Origin of the sequence: Noviherbaspirillum sp. Root189, assembly GCF_001428545.1 — a bacterium.
GTDB lineage: Bacteria > Pseudomonadota > Gammaproteobacteria > Burkholderiales > Burkholderiaceae_D > Noviherbaspirillum.
Genome location: NZ_LMHZ01000023.1, coordinates 138,260 through 152,825, shown reverse-complemented (window position 1 = coordinate 152,825; position 14,566 = coordinate 138,260). Strand labels below are relative to the sequence as shown.

13 protein-coding genes and 1 tRNA gene are annotated in these 14,566 nt (G+C 55.4%); 12 read left to right on the top strand and 2 right to left on the bottom strand.

Features of this window, described 5'->3' with window-relative positions; translation table 11 throughout:
* Positions 1-17 precede the first annotated feature (17 nt).
* The 4 genes from ilvC (at position 18) to ASE07_RS15020 (ending at position 4,965) form a co-directional block, all read left to right on the top strand.
* Positions 18-1,034 (top strand): ketol-acid reductoisomerase, encoded by a 1,017-nt coding sequence (ilvC, locus tag ASE07_RS15035; protein WP_057291643.1) that lies wholly within the window; start codon positions 18-20, stop codon positions 1,032-1,034.
* Positions 1,035-1,167: 133 nt separating this feature from the next.
* On the top strand, positions 1,168-1,947 hold the full coding sequence (locus ASE07_RS15030; RefSeq protein ID WP_057291642.1) for an SIMPL domain-containing protein: 780 nt from the start codon (positions 1,168-1,170) through the stop codon (positions 1,945-1,947).
* Between the two features lie 252 nt (positions 1,948-2,199).
* Positions 2,200-3,093, top strand: a complete 894-nt coding sequence (gene pssA, locus ASE07_RS15025; protein ID WP_057291641.1) for a CDP-diacylglycerol--serine O-phosphatidyltransferase — start codon at positions 2,200-2,202, stop codon at positions 3,091-3,093.
* 333 nt (positions 3,094-3,426) lie between these two features.
* Positions 3,427-4,965 carry a 2-isopropylmalate synthase gene (locus tag ASE07_RS15020; RefSeq protein WP_057291640.1) on the top strand — a complete coding sequence of 513 codons (1,539 nt, stop codon included), beginning with the start codon at positions 3,427-3,429 and terminating at the stop codon, positions 4,963-4,965.
* A gap of 71 nt (positions 4,966-5,036) precedes the next feature.
* Here ASE07_RS15020 and ASE07_RS15015 read toward each other — a convergent pair whose 3' ends face one another.
* Positions 5,037-5,555, bottom strand: coding sequence for a hypothetical protein (locus tag ASE07_RS15015; RefSeq protein WP_057291639.1), 519 nt, complete (start codon positions 5,553-5,555; stop codon positions 5,037-5,039).
* Positions 5,556-5,731: 176 nt separating this feature from the next.
* On the opposite strand from ASE07_RS15015, the gene rpsO reads away from it, so the two are divergent.
* Together rpsO and pnp are read left to right on the top strand one after the other, a co-directional pair.
* A complete protein-coding gene (rpsO, locus tag ASE07_RS15010) occupies positions 5,732-6,001 on the top strand; it encodes a 30S ribosomal protein S15 (RefSeq protein ID WP_057291638.1) in 270 nt (89 codons plus the stop codon).
* 239 nt (positions 6,002-6,240) lie between these two features.
* Positions 6,241-8,379, top strand: a complete 2,139-nt coding sequence (gene pnp, locus ASE07_RS15005) for a polyribonucleotide nucleotidyltransferase (protein ID WP_057291637.1) — start codon at positions 6,241-6,243, stop codon at positions 8,377-8,379.
* Positions 8,380-8,513: 134 nt separating this feature from the next.
* On the opposite strand, the gene ASE07_RS15000 is transcribed toward pnp, so the two are convergent.
* Positions 8,514-10,838 carry a sensor domain-containing protein gene (locus tag ASE07_RS15000; protein WP_057291636.1) on the bottom strand — a complete coding sequence of 775 codons (2,325 nt, stop codon included), beginning with the start codon at positions 10,836-10,838 and terminating at the stop codon, positions 8,514-8,516.
* Between the two features lie 298 nt (positions 10,839-11,136).
* Between ASE07_RS15000 and ASE07_RS14995 the strand changes: the two genes are divergently transcribed.
* The 6 genes from ASE07_RS14995 (at position 11,137) to ASE07_RS14970 (ending at position 14,549) form a co-directional block, all read left to right on the top strand.
* Complete coding sequence (locus ASE07_RS14995; protein WP_057291777.1) at positions 11,137-12,117, top strand: NAD(P)H-quinone oxidoreductase; 981 nt, start codon at positions 11,137-11,139, stop codon at positions 12,115-12,117.
* Positions 12,118-12,245: 128 nt separating this feature from the next.
* Positions 12,246-12,992, top strand: coding sequence for a triose-phosphate isomerase (tpiA, locus tag ASE07_RS14990; RefSeq protein WP_082584165.1), 747 nt, complete (start codon positions 12,246-12,248; stop codon positions 12,990-12,992).
* 39 nt (positions 12,993-13,031) lie between these two features.
* The gene (secG, locus tag ASE07_RS14985; protein ID WP_057291634.1) at positions 13,032-13,448 is read left to right on the top strand and encodes a preprotein translocase subunit SecG; all 417 of its coding nucleotides are present in this window, start codon (positions 13,032-13,034) and stop codon (positions 13,446-13,448) included.
* Positions 13,449-13,524: 76 nt separating this feature from the next.
* Positions 13,525-13,609 (top strand) — tRNA-Leu (locus ASE07_RS14980).
* Positions 13,610-13,709: 100 nt separating this feature from the next.
* Positions 13,710-14,069 (top strand): NADH-quinone oxidoreductase subunit A, encoded by a 360-nt coding sequence (locus tag ASE07_RS14975; protein ID WP_057291633.1) that lies wholly within the window; start codon positions 13,710-13,712, stop codon positions 14,067-14,069.
* Between the two features lie 3 nt (positions 14,070-14,072).
* Complete coding sequence (locus ASE07_RS14970) at positions 14,073-14,549, top strand: NuoB/complex I 20 kDa subunit family protein (RefSeq protein WP_057291632.1); 477 nt, start codon at positions 14,073-14,075, stop codon at positions 14,547-14,549.
* The last annotated feature ends 17 nt before the right edge of the window (positions 14,550-14,566 follow it).

The following is a 14,566-nucleotide window of genomic DNA, read 5'->3' as shown; positions in this document are numbered from 1 at the left end:
ACCTGTTAGGAAGATACATGAAAGTTTTCTACGATAAAGACTGCGACCTGTCCCTCATCAAAGGCAAGAACGTTACGATCATCGGTTACGGCTCCCAGGGTCACGCACACGCGCAGAACCTGAACGATTCCGGCTGCAAGGTCACCGTTGCACTGCGCAAGGGTGGTGCTTCGTGGGAAAAAGCAAAGAACGCCGGCTTGAACGTGATGGAAGTCAACGAGGCGGTCAAGGTTGCCGACGTCATCATGATCCTGCTGCCGGATGAGAACATTGCCCAGGTTTATAACGAAAACGTCGCACCGAACGCAAAGCAGGGCGCTGTGCTCGCATTCGCTCACGGCTTCAACGTGCATTACGGCCAGGTTGTGCCGCGTGCCGACCTCGACGTCATCATGATTGCACCGAAAGCCCCGGGTCACACTGTTCGTGGCACCTACACCCAGGGCGGCGGCGTGCCGCACCTGATCGCCGTATACCAGGACCAGTCCGGCAGCGCCCGTGACGTCGCTCTGTCGTACGCAATGGCCAATGGCGGCGGCCGTGCCGGCATCATCGAAACCAACTTCCGTGAAGAGACCGAGACCGACCTCTTCGGCGAGCAGGCTGTGCTGTGCGGCGGTGCCGTTGAACTGATCAAGGCTGGTTTCGAGACCCTCGTTGAAGCCGGCTATGCGCCGGAAATGGCTTACTTCGAGTGCCTGCACGAACTCAAGCTGATCGTCGACCTGATCTATGAAGGCGGTATCGCCAACATGAATTACTCGATCTCCAACAACGCGGAGTACGGCGAGTATGTGACCGGTCCGCGTGTCGTCACCGAGGACACCAAGAACGCCATGCGTCAGTGCCTGAAGGACATCCAGACCGGCGAATACGCAAAGAGCTTCATCCTTGAAAACAAGGCTGGCGCACCGACGCTGATTTCCCGCCGCCGTCTGAATTCCGAGCACCAGATCGAGCAGGTTGGTGAAAAGCTGCGCGCAATGATGCCCTGGATCAAAAAGAACAAACTGGTCGACCAGTCCAAGAACTAAGAAAGCCAGGTCGACGCTCACGTTCTTGTAACAGCGTCAGATAATCATTACCATCCAGCAAACATTCAGTTCGCTGTGATTGCGTAAAATGCATGGGGCCGCAATGTGCGGCCCCATTTTTTTGGAGGTGTTTATGCGACGTGCCCAGATTGGTTTTCTGATTTGCCTGCTTTCAGCCAGCCTGAATAGTGCCTATGCGCAGCATGCTACGCCATCCACCCCGGTATCTCCCCAAGCCCCTGCACAGATGACAGGGACGTTGGTCATTATTCCCGCCTATGGCGAAGTGCGTTATCCAAACGATGAGGCGCGTGCGACATTCATGATCGAGGAGCAAGACAAGGACAAGTCGGCCGCTGCTTCCCGCGTCAACCAAAAAATGAAGCAGGGTACGGAAATCGTGCGCAAGGAAGACCCTCAGGCACAGTTGAAAACACGTGGTTATTACACTTACCCGGTGTATGCCGACGAGGCACAGCCGCGAACGACCAGCAAGGCACGGCAGCCAGTCGGCTGGCGTGTCGGCCAATACCTTGATGTGACGACAATGAATCTGGCGGGATTGCCGAAGACGGTCGCGGCTGCACAAAAGTTGCTTGCGTTGAATGGCCTTTCCTTTGGTCTGTCACCGGGAAGCAATCGGAAGCTTGAAGAGCAACGTATCGCCGCCGCATATCAGAACCTGACTGAGCGGGTTGCTGCGGTTGCCAAGGCCATGGGGCGCAACGTCGCCGATGCAATGATGGAGACGGTAGATTTTGAGGCATCGGGTGCTTATGCCCCGCAGGATGCGATGATGGCGAAAAATATGCGTGCTTCCGCCATGGAGGCTGCCCCAGTGGAAGAGCCGAGCTTTGAGCCGGGTGAAACGACACTCAACATGCGCGTGGTTGGCAAAGTGCGTTTTCGATAAACATCGATTTCCATGTCGAGGATAGTGATATCCCTCATACGCCTATACGATTAGCTTCACGATGAGGATGCACACTTATTTTGCAGGTTACATTTAATGCCCAGTCGTCTAGAATAGCCACGCTTTGAATTTTCATTGACAGAATGCATCAAAAACGCGCGGCGGTTCATGGCGAAATGGAAACCTCATCGCAAGGCGGTGCCGGTCAACAATTAGCTTAATTATTTCTACTTTTATTTAGACGGAATCAGCATGGCAACCTTCAATCGTCGCAAGGCGAAAAGCAGCGCCGGGTTATTCCCCAAGGCGTCGCGTTTTGGCAGGCGGGCTTCCATTCATGCTGCGCAGCGTGACGGCGTCGACGATGACAATCTTGCCGTCACACAGGCGCCGCGTCGTCGCGGTATCTACCTGTTACCCAATGCATTCACGACAGCCAATCTGTTCTGCGGCTTCTTTGCCATTGTCATGGCCATGAACCTGAAGTTCGATCAGGCTTCGGTCGCCATCTTTGCTGCCATGCTTCTTGATAGCGTGGACGGACGCGTAGCCCGGCTTACGAACACCCAGAGCGAATTCGGCGCGCAATATGACAGTCTGTCGGATATGTTGTCGTTCGGCGCGGCACCGGCGCTGATCGTGTATGAATGGTCGCTGCGCGGCATGGGTAAACTCGGCTGGCTGGCTGCATTTGTGTATTGTGCGGGGGCGGCACTGCGTCTTGCACGCTTCAATACCAATATTACTGTTGTTGATAAACGGTATTTCCAGGGTTTGCCTAGCCCGGCCGCCGCAGCGTTGGTGACTGGGTTTATCTGGCTGATGGATGACCTGCGCTTCGTCGGCACTGACCTGACCTGGTTCGCCTGGACGATTACCTTGTATGCCGGACTGACGATGGTGACTAACGTCCCGTTCTATAGTTTCAAAGAAATCAATTTTCGCAAGTCGGTACCGTTTATTGCCATCTTTGTCATCGTCCTGATATTTGTACTGATATCCAGTGATCCGCCGAAGGTCCTGTTCGGCATGTTCGTACTGTACGGGCTTTCCGGCTATGTGATTTATTTCTGGCGGCTGTTCAAGGGGAAGCCGGTCAGCATTGTGGATACCAGTGAGCATGACGTAATGGACCACAAGGATTGATGGATAGATAGTCAAGATGCAAGGCGCCGGCCATGCCGGCGCCTTCGTTTTCAACGATGCCACGAAATACCCTTGGGCCATGGATACATCAAAGCATTGCACTTTTCCATGAATCCGCTTATAGTTTTTCGCATGTTCCGCGAAATCCACATTTCCGCATCCGCTTTTTTCGGCGGCCTCCTGCTAGGCCTGCTGCTACTAGTGCGTTAACGCGCGCTAAATCCCATACCCCCACAATTCGCGTAGTTTCTGGCTCCTGCCATTCACGGCAAGGGCAGGCGAAAACCCATTGACGACGATCCGATTTCCGAATTTTCCTGACAGGAGTGCAGCATGGCCGACAAACTGATTATTTTCGATACCACCTTGCGAGACGGCGAACAGTCGCCTGGCGCCTCGATGACCAAGGATGAAAAAATCCGGATTGCGAAGCAGCTGGAACGACTGCGTGTCGACGTCATTGAAGCCGGATTCGCAGCGGCGTCACCTGGCGATTTCGAATCGATCAAGGCCATCGCCGGCATTATCAAGGAATCCACAGTCTGCTCGCTCTCCCGTGCGAACGACCGCGATATTTCCCGCGCGGCGGAAGCCCTTGCCGGTGCCGAGCGCAAGCGCATCCATACCTTCATTGCGACCTCGCCGCTGCATATGGAAAAGAAGCTGCGGATGACGCCCGACCAGGTGTTTGAGCAGGCTAAACAGGCGGTTCGCTTTGCGCGCCAGTTCACCGACGATGTGGAGTTCAGCCCGGAAGACGGCAGCCGTTCGGATATGGATTTCCTGTGCCGCGTGATTGAAGCCGTTATCGCCGAAGGTGCCAGTACCATCAACTTTGCGGATACTGTCGGTTACGGTGTCCCCGAGCTGTACGGCAATATGATCAAGACCCTGCGCGAACGCATCCCCAATTCGGACAAGGCAATCTGGTCGGTCCATTGCCATAACGATCTGGGCATGGCCGTGGCAAATTCGCTGGCCGGCGTAATGATCGGCGGCGCGCGTCAGGTCGAGTGCACCATCAACGGCTTGGGCGAACGTGCTGGCAATACCGCACTCGAAGAAATCGTCATGGCGGTGCGTACCCGCAAGGACCATTTTAATCTCGACCTGTCGATCGACGCCGCGCAAATCGTCCCGGCATCCAAGCTGGTGTCGCAGATCACCGGATTCGCCGTTCAGCCGAATAAGGCGGTGGTGGGCGCAAATGCCTTTGCCCATGCGTCTGGTATTCACCAGGACGGTGTGCTCAAGGCACGCGACACCTATGAAATCATGCGTGCGGAAGACGTGGGCTGGACCGCCAATAAAATCGTCCTCGGCAAGCTCTCCGGCCGCAATGCTTTCAAGCAACGCCTTGAGGAGCTCGGGATCGAACTGGAGTCAGAAACCGAGGTGAATGCGGCCTTCGCACGCTTCAAGGAACTTGCTGATCGCAAGGCCGAAATCTTTGATGAGGACATCATTGCCGTTGTGGCCGATGAGCAGCACTCACATGATAAAGAATTCTACCGCTTTGTCTCGCTGGCACAGCATTCTGAAACCGGCGAGCGGCCGACAGCCAAAGTGGTATTTACCATGGACGGTAAGGAACTGACCTGCGCCGGCCAGGGAAATGGTCCGGTCGATGCGACTGTGCATGCGATCGAATCGGAGGCCAGGAGCGGTGCCGAGTTGCTGCTGTTCTCGGTGAATGCCATTACCACCGGTACCGAGTCGCAAGGCGAAGTGACAATGCGTCTGTCGAAGTCAGGGCGTATCGTCAACGGCGTCGGCGCCGATCCGGACATCGTTGTGGCCTCGGCAAAAGCTTACCTGTCGGCATTGAACAAGCTGCAATCCAAGGCGGAGCGCGTCAATCCGCAGTTGTGAACAGTTTGCACCGTTTTCTCAACCGATAGATAGCTCAACAAACAAGCGCCTCAGCGAGGCGCTTTTTTCTTTTAGCGCAGGCCGCGTGCGAATGGAAAACGCAGGTCGGGATCAAATCGTGGATCAGGACCATTCATCATTTGCCTGACCACGCCGGAGTGGTCGAAATGCACGTGCATCATGGAGTTCCAGACGTTGCTTTCCTTGTAAGGGTAGGTCCAGACTTCAAGGTCGCGAAGGGGCAGGTAACTGGTTTCAATCGGATAGCCGATGGTCCGCAGCACGGAATCCTTGGTTGCTTCGTCCACCTTGATCGAGGCGAATTTTTCATTGGTCAGGACCTGTTCAAAGGACATAACGCGCCCGGCAGTATCGATTCGCGCCAGATACGCCTTTTGCCCCCACGCACCAGCGCCATATTCAAAAATTTCGCCGCCCCCGATGTCCTTGATGCGATGCGTTGGTTCCCCGCGTTTGGCTATCACGTCAGCAGCGCTGTCACCGACATTGACCGGGGCCGGCATGATGGCTGCACAGCCGCCAAGCATGAACAAAATGGCAAGAACAGAGAGATATCCGGATTTTTTCATTTTTATTCCTTCGCCGGGAGCGGAGTATTCGCTGTGCCCCGAAATGCCTAAGTATTTGAATAAACGGGCCAATTCCTATATACTGCGCGTCTTGGTCGTTTGACCAAATTTTTTTGTTAATTGTTCACGGTGTGTTGTGGGTTGCGACTCCGTACACCGCATGTGAAAGGTAAGTCATGTCAGTAGAAAATATCAACAAGGCCGCAATCATTGCGGACAACGCTCGCGGTACCAATGATACCGGCTCACCGGAAGTGCAGGTTGCACTCCTGACCGCCCGTATCAACGAGCTCAACGGCCACTTCAAGGCACACGCAAAGGATCACCACTCCCGCCGTGGCCTGATCATGATGGTTAACCGCCGCAAGAGCCTGCTCTCCTACCTGAAGGGCAAAGATGCAACCCGTTATCGCGCCCTCATCGAGAAGCTCGGTCTGCGTAAGTAATCTGTTGCGGCACTCGCCAGATTTATAGAAGAAATGCCTGCGTCAGTTTCCTGATGCGGGCATTTTGTCATTTGGCGATTTGTAGAGTTTGTCGTGTGTGTCGTTGAATTCAGTTTCAGTCAGCGTTTGAATCAAAGCGTACGAAAATGAAAGATGGCTGGCCATGCGTGGCAGGCTATCTGTGGTGAGGCGAACGACAGCGCCTGAAAATCTGTCGGCAAAAATAGAAAGGAAACACCGTGTTCAACAAAGTTACCAAGACCTTCCAGTACGGGCAGCATACCGTTACGCTAGAAACAGGTGAAATCGCCCGTCAGGCGTCCGGCGCCGTCGTGGTATCGATCGAAGATACCGTCGTGCTCGCAACCGTCGTTGCCCGCAAGGATGCCAAGCCAGGCCAGGACTTCTTTCCCCTGACCGTTGACTACGTCGAGAAGAGCTATGCCGCGGGCCGTATTCCCGGTGGCTTCTTCAAGCGCGAAGGCCGTCCATCCGAAAAGGAGACGCTGACATCCCGCCTGATCGATCGTCCGATTCGTCCGCTGTTCCCCGAAGGCTACCTGAATGAAGTTCAGGTCATCATCCACGTCCTGTCCGTCAACCCGGAAATCGATCCAGACATTCCCGCAATGATCGGTGCTTCCGCTGCGATCAGCGTTGCCGGTATTCCTTTCAGTGGTCCGCTGGGTGCTGCTCGCGTCGGCTATATCGATGGCCAGTACGTTCTCAATCCGACCGCAACGCAATTGCCGCAGTCGCAAATGGATCTGGTGGTTGCCGGTACCGAGCAGGCAGTGTTGATGGTGGAATCCGAAGCCAACCAGTTGTCTGAAGAAATCATGCTCGGCGCAGTCGTATTCGGCCATGAGCAAATGAAGGCGGTCATCGACGCCATCCATGAACTGGTGCGCGACGGCGGCAAGCCGGAAGTCCAGTGGGCTCCGGCTGCAAAGAATGAAGCGCTGATTTCCCGCGTCACCGAGTTGGCCGAAGGCAAGCTGCGCGAGGCATACCAGATCAAGGACAAGCAGGCGCGTACTGCCAAGCTGAATACTGTTTCAGCGGAAGTCAACGCCGCGCTGGCAGCCCAGGCTGCCGAAGCTGGCATGAACCCGCCGGATGCCGCCGAAGTCGGCAGCGTGATGTTCGATCTGGAAGCCAGGATCGTTCGTTCGCAGATTCTTGAAGGCGAACCACGTATCGACGGTCGTGATACGCGCACCGTGCGCCCGATTTCGATCCGTAACAGCGTGTTGCCGCGTACACACGGCTCCGCACTGTTCACCCGTGGCGAAACCCAGGCACTGGTCGTCGCCACCCTCGGTACTGCACGTGACGAACAAAAGATCGACGCCCTGATGGGTGAATACTCCGACCGCTTCATGCTTCACTACAACATGCCTCCGTTCGCCACCGGCGAAACCGGCCGCGTAGGTACACCGAAGCGCCGCGAAATCGGCCACGGTCGTTTGGCCAAGCGCGCCCTGCAAGCAGCGCTGCCGTCGCCAGAAGAGTTCAGCTATTCGGTTCGCCTGGTGTCCGAAATCACCGAGTCGAATGGTTCGTCATCGATGGCCTCGGTGTGCGGTGGCTGTCTCGCGCTGATGGATGCCGGCGTGCCGATGAAGGCGCATGTCGCCGGCATCGCAATGGGCCTGATCAAGGATGGCAGCAAGTTTGCGGTTCTGACCGACATTCTGGGCGACGAAGATCACCTCGGCGACATGGACTTCAAGGTTGCCGGTACTGCCAATGGCATTACCGCACTGCAGATGGACATCAAGATCCAGGGGATCACCAAGGAAATCATGCAAGTCGCTCTCGCACAGGCGAAAGAAGGCCGTATGCATATCCTCGCAAAGATGCAGGAAGCCATGCCGAACGGCAAAGTAGAGCTTTCCGATTTTGCGCCGCGTCTCATCACCATCAAGATCAATCCGGAAAAAATCCGTGACGTGATCGGCAAGGGTGGAGCGGTAATCCGTGCACTGACTGAAGAAACCGGTACCCAGATCGACATCAGCGATGAAGGCGTGGTCACCATCGCTTCCGTTGACGCCGCTGCGGGGCAGGAAGCCAAGCGCCGCATTGAAGAACTGACCGCGTCAGTCGAAGTGGGCAAGAGCTACGACGGTGTCGTGCTCAAACTCCTCGACTTCGGTGCGATCGTTCAGGTCATGCCGGGCAAGGACGGTCTGTTGCACATCAGCCAGATCGCCAATGAACGTGTGAACGCCGTTGCTGATTACCTGAAGGAAGGTCAGCAGGTTCGCGTCAAGGTCCTCGAAACCGATGACCGCGGGCGCCTGAAGCTGTCGATGAAAGCTGTCGCCGCTGAAGAAGCCGGTGCAGCACAGCAGCAACAGCAACAGCAGTAATACGACAAGCAAAAGGGTTTGCCGTCTACCAGGCAAACCGCGCTTGATAAAAACCGCCCACGGAGCAATCCCGGGCGGTTTTTTATTGACGGTACATTTGAACGGCGACGCGTGCGCCCCGCGTGCAAAGCACGTCAGCTCACGCCAATCCGTTTGCCATCGAGCCAGTGGGGTGCCGACGTACATTGGAACGATGTCGCTGCATCATAGTCGTTCGCCGCCGGGGTTGAAAAGAATTGAAAGGCATTCTTGCCGCGTTCCTTCGCGCCATACATCGCGTTGTCAGCATTCTTCAGCAGAGCGGTTGACGTGGTGCCGTCTTCAGGATAAATGCCGATACCGATGCTGACGCTTAAGCGGCATTCCGTTCCGTTGATCATGATCGGTCGTGCCGCTTCATGCAGCAGCTTCTGTGCGACTTCGGCGGCATAACGGCCATGCCCCAGCTCTTCGATCAGTACATAGAATTCATCGCCACCCATGCGCGCGATCTTGTCCGTCTCTCGAAGGCAGTTGCGCATACGTTTGGCAATTTCGCGCAACACATGGTCACCCGCATCATGGCCCAAGGTATCGTTGATTTCCTTGAATTTGTCGAGATCCAGAAACAGTACCGCAAACCTGTTGCCATGGCGCTGCGCATTGCGCAGCGCGAGATCCAGATATTCCTTGAACAGAAAGCGGTTGGGCAGGCCGGTCAGGCCGTCGTAATGTGCAAGATAGCGAATCCGTTCTTCCGAGGCACGGCTTTCGATGGCGATGCCGGCGAGGTCAGTGCAGATGCTAAACAGTTGGAGATCTTCCAGGGTCGGTGACGTAGCTTCACGCATGTACAAGGCGAAGGTGCCCAGCACTTTCCGGTTACGACCAAAGATTGGCCATGAGGCGCATGCCTTCAGGCCGTGCGTCAGGGCCACTGTACGGTGTTCTGCCCACAACGGATCGGTCTCGATATTCTTTACGATCACGGGTTCGCCACGATATGCGGCCGTCCCGCAAGACCCTTTGCCGGGGGTCGCCGGGAGTTCGCCTATGCCACTGAGATAGCTTGGCGGCAAGCTTGGCGCGATGGGTGCGCCAAGCACGTTGCGCTCCGCATCCAACTGCATAATGGCGCACAGCCCGCGCTCCGACTGACCCTCTACGAAGCGTGCGATTTCCGTCAGGATTTCCGGTAGCGCGACGCCGGTCGCTACCATGTTGAGGATGCGGTTTTGTCCAAGTTGTATGGCTTCAGCCCGTTTGCGTTCCGTGATGTCCCGCACGACAACCTGAAGAGCAGGCGCATCGTCAAAAATCACTTTACTGATACCGATTTCGACATTCAGCGTCGCACCGTCCGGACGGGTCCAGCGCTGCTCGACAAAAGAGGGCGGCGGCACATCGGATCGACCGTGGTACGCGCATTCCCGAAACAGGGCATGGAAGTCGGCATCAATAAAATTGAAGATGTTCCTGCCAAGCAGTTCGTCGGATTTGCTTACGCCGAACAACCGAAGTGCAGCACGATTCAGCAGCGCCAGAGCATCATGCTGGACCACCAGGATGGCTTCCGGCGACAAGTCCACTAGCTGGCGGTAACGTCGCGCGCTGTCCTTCAACATCGCCTGTGTCTGCTTGAGTTCGGAGATGTCGCGGATAAACGCTGTGAACACAGGCTTGTTGTCCACAGTCACCGGCACCACCGCCATCTCGACTGGAAAAAGCGAGCCGTCTGCGTGCTGAGCCGTCACTTCGATCCGGCGATTAAGAAGGGTACTTTCGCCGGTAGCAAGATAACGTTTCAGGCCTTGTTGGTGATGCTCCCGCCACTCGGCTGGAATGATGACATCTGCCAGCTTTTTGCCGATGACATCGGTGCTGGCGTAGCCAAACGTCTGTTCCGCAGACTGGTTGAAGCTAATGATTTCACCAAGATGGTTGATCGATACGATGCAATCCAAGGCGGCAGTGAGAATGGCGCCATTGATTTTCTCTTGTGCGTTGACGTTGTCTTTCGATTCACGGGAAGCGACGTGCTCCAGGTCGGCAAAAATGCCGGCCATACGCAGGGCGCGTCCGCATTCGCCGCGTTCGATGACCTTGCCGCTGATCTCGATATGGCGCCACCCCAATTGACTGTCTTGCAGGCGTAGCCTGATGCGGTGCATCGCTCCGTCATTGTCCACTCCGCCGCGCAATGCTTCATGGAGTTTTCTGTAAAACGTCGGCTTGTCAGAATCATGGATCAACGTTGCCAGCGTAGCGGTGCGCCACACTGTGCCATTTCCCGGGATGAGCGACTTGAGTTCTTCAGTGACGCGGCCGTTCAAATACAAGCGATCATCAGCTATTTGCCAATCAAATGCGATCTGGCTGGCAGCGGCAAGCGCGAGGCTGATACTTTCATCAAGCAGGAGGGGGGAGCCTGCACGCAGCGTATTGCTAGTGACCGACACTGAAGGGGAAAGGCACTGCATAAGGTTTGCCTGCACGAAACTGTATTGCCATTTGGAAATAAAATCCGGTTGAATAGTTCCCAATGTTTTTGTAACTGTTTCAGGCATTTTCGTTACAACTTTATCTTTAGTGTTTGGCATGCGAATTGGCATGGAGCAATTAAGATTGTCCGGGCTCTGATCTTCTGCATTGTTGCGTGTAGTCAACTAAATGCAGGCGAAATTGCGCCTTGGCGCAAACATCGGTCTATGGGCGATAAAACTGAATTTCGCGTCTGACGTAGAATGCATTTCTGACCATTCAACTTTTATTCCGACCATGAGAGCTATCGAAATCACACGTCCCGGCCCTCCGGACGTTTTGCAACTTTGCGAGCGTCCTATCCCTTCGCTAAAAGAAGGCGAAGTGCTGATCAAGGTACACGCCGCAGGAATCAACCGCCCGGATGTCATTCAGCGGCTCGGTCACTACCCGGTGCCGCCCGGTGCGTCGGATTTGCCAGGGCTGGAGGTCGCGGGAGAAATCGTGGATGGTGATCTCAGCGTCGGGCCATTCAAAAAAGGCGACCTCGTATGTGCGCTTGTTCAGGGCGGTGGCTATGCAGAGTATTGCGCGGCTCCTCTCAGGCAGTGCCTACCCATTCCCAAGGGATTGAGTGCGGCCGAAGCGGCATCACTGCCTGAAACCTTCTTTACGGTGTGGAGTAATGTTTTCGATCGCGCAAATCTTTCCGCCAATGAGACACTGCTGGTACAGGGCGGCACGTCCGGAATCGGTGTCACTGCGATTCAGGTTGCCACTGCACTGGGCCATAAGGTGTTCGCCACCGCCGGAAGCGAAGACAAGCGACGCGCCTGTGAAGAACTCGGTGCGGTACGCGGCATCAATTACCGTGACGAAGATTTTGTCGAAGTAATCAAGACGGAAACGCAAGGCAAAGGTGTCAACGTCATTCTCGATATGGTGGCTGGTGACTATGTGGGGCGGGAAATCAATTGCCTCGCAGACGACGGCCGTATCGTCGTGATCGCTATTTTGGGTGGCGCAAAAGGCAATATTGACTTCGGGCAGGTATTGCGACGGCGCCTCAGCATTACCGGTTCGACGCTGCGTCCGCGCTCAGTCGAATTCAAGGAAGCCATTGCACGTAATCTGCAGACCCGCGTATGGCCGCTCATCGAAGCGGGACAGATCAAGCCTGTGATTTACCGGGTTTTTCCTCTGGAAGAAGCGGTCGCTGCCCACACATTAATGGAAAGCAGTACGCATGTAGGTAAGATCGTGCTTCAACTGCAGTAAATTTTCTGGTCTCCGGTCGCTGTTTGCGGAACATCAAAGGCCTGAATGCGGTCATAGTCAGTTGCTTGCGTTTGACCATCCCTGTTGCGCCGCGCTAAAATCAAGGGTTATTGAATTTTTAGGCCCTTATGCGTCGCAAACTAATTGCCGGAAACTGGAAAATGAATGGCAGTCTTGCTGCCAATGCCGTTCTGCTCAATGGACTTAAGGACGAAATTCGCGAAACGAAGAGTTCCGTCGCGGTCTGCGTTCCCGCTCCTTATCTCGCGCAGTGCCAGGCTGCATTGGCGGGCACTGCGATCGCCTGGGGAGCGCAGGATGTTTCCGTGCATGAGTCGGGTGCCTACACCGGTGAAATTTCCGGTGCCATGCTTGCCGATTTTGCGTGCACTTATGCCATCGTAGGCCATTCGGAGCGCCGTTCCTATCACGGTGAAACCAGTGAAGTCGTGGCAAAGAAGACCGAACGTGCGATCAAGTCGGGCCTGACGCCTATCGTGTGCGTAGGGGAGTCGCTTGAAGATCGCGAAGCAGGTCGCACCGACGCTGTGGTCGGCGAGCAGATCGATGCGGTACTGGCGTTGCTTGGGCCAGCGGATCTGGCGAAAATCGTCATTGCCTATGAGCCTGTGTGGGCCATTGGTACGGGCAGGACGGCAACGCCGCAAATGGCGCAGGACGTGCATGCAATGTTGCGCTCCCGTATAGCGGCCAGGAATTCCGCGGCTGCTGAAAACGTGCAGATTCTGTACGGCGGCAGCATGAAGCCGGACAACGCCGGCGAGTTGCTGGCGATGGCCGACATCGATGGTGGATTGATTGGTGGTGCATCATTGAAGGCTGCCGATTTCCTTGCCATTATCCGCGCTGCATAAACAGCACGGCAGAATTTTTACCTTATTGGAAAGTAACAAATGAACGCTTTGTTCACAGTCATCGTCGTAGTACAGGTCATTTCCGCTTTGACGATTATCGGCCTGGTCTTACTACAGCATGGCAAGGGTGCCGACATGGGCGCCGCATTCGGCTCCGGAGCTTCCGGCAGCCTGTTTGGCGCGACCGGGTCATCCAACTTCCTGTCCAAGTCGACCGGAGTTGCAGCTGCAGTCTTCTTTGGTGCCACGCTGGCCCTTGCCTTTATTGGAAATAACCGCGCACCTGTTAGTGGTGGTGTGATGGAAAACCTGCCTGTCGCACCTGCCGTGCCGAACGCGCCGGCAACGACTCCCGCGCCTGCCAATGCACCGGCGGCCCAAGGTAATGCGGCACCGGCACCGGTTCCTGCTGCACCAGCTGGCAATGCAGGTCAGGCAAACCAGATTCCAAAATAAATCTCGGTACAGCTTGGTAGTGAGCAATTGTGCATTGAACAAACGCTCCAAAACAGGTTAAAATAGCAGTCTTTGAGCCGACGTGGTGAAATTGGTAGACACGCTATCTTGAGGGGGTAGTGGCGAAAGCTGTGCGAGTTCGAGTCTCGCCGTCGGCACCAATAATTTGAAGCCAGCAAGGGATTTGCCCAAGCTGGCTTTTTAACGAGGAATCTTGGTTTGATTTGCCAATCATTCAACTAACCAACATCCGCTCCCATCGTGAACCTCGAAAACTACTTCCCCATACTTCTTTTCATTCTTGTCGGAATCGGCGTTGGTGTCGTACCGCAGGTGCTAGGTCGCGTACTGGCTCCGCATAAGCCTGACGCGCAGAAACTGTCGCCGTACGAATGCGGCTTTGAGGCATTTGAAGATGCACGCATGAAGTTTGACGTGCGCTACTACCTCGTTGCCATCCTGTTCATTTTGTTCGATCTGGAAACCGCGTTTTTCTTCCCATGGGGCGTCGCAATGCGAGACCTCGGATGGCAGGGCTTCATCACGATGATGGTGTTTATCGTCGAATTCATTGTGGGCTTCTGGTACATCTGGAAGAAAGGTGCCCTGGATTGGGAGTAAGACATGTCTATTGAAGGCGTATTGAACGAAGGCTTTGTCACCACCACTGCTGACAAGCTGATTAACTGGACTCGCACCGGCTCGCTGTGGCCGATGACTTTTGGTCTGGCCTGCTGTGCTGTTGAGATGATGCATGCGGGCGCTTCGCGTTATGACCTCGACCGTTTCGGGATCGTATTCCGTCCGTCGCCGCGTCAGTCCGATGTGATGATTGTTGCCGGCACACTGTGCAACAAGATGGCGCCGGCGCTACGCAAGGTGTACGACCAGATGGCCGAGCCCCGTTGGGTGATCTCCATGGGCACCTGTGCAAACGGCGGCGGCTATTACCACTACTCGTACTCTGTTGTGCGTGGCTGCGATCGCATTGTTCCAGTTGACGTGTATGTGCCCGGATGCCCGCCGACCGCCGAGGCGCTCCTGTACGGCATTCTCCAGTTGCAAAACAAGATTAAGCGTACCAACACCATCGCGCGATAAGAGGGCCGCTTAGAAAA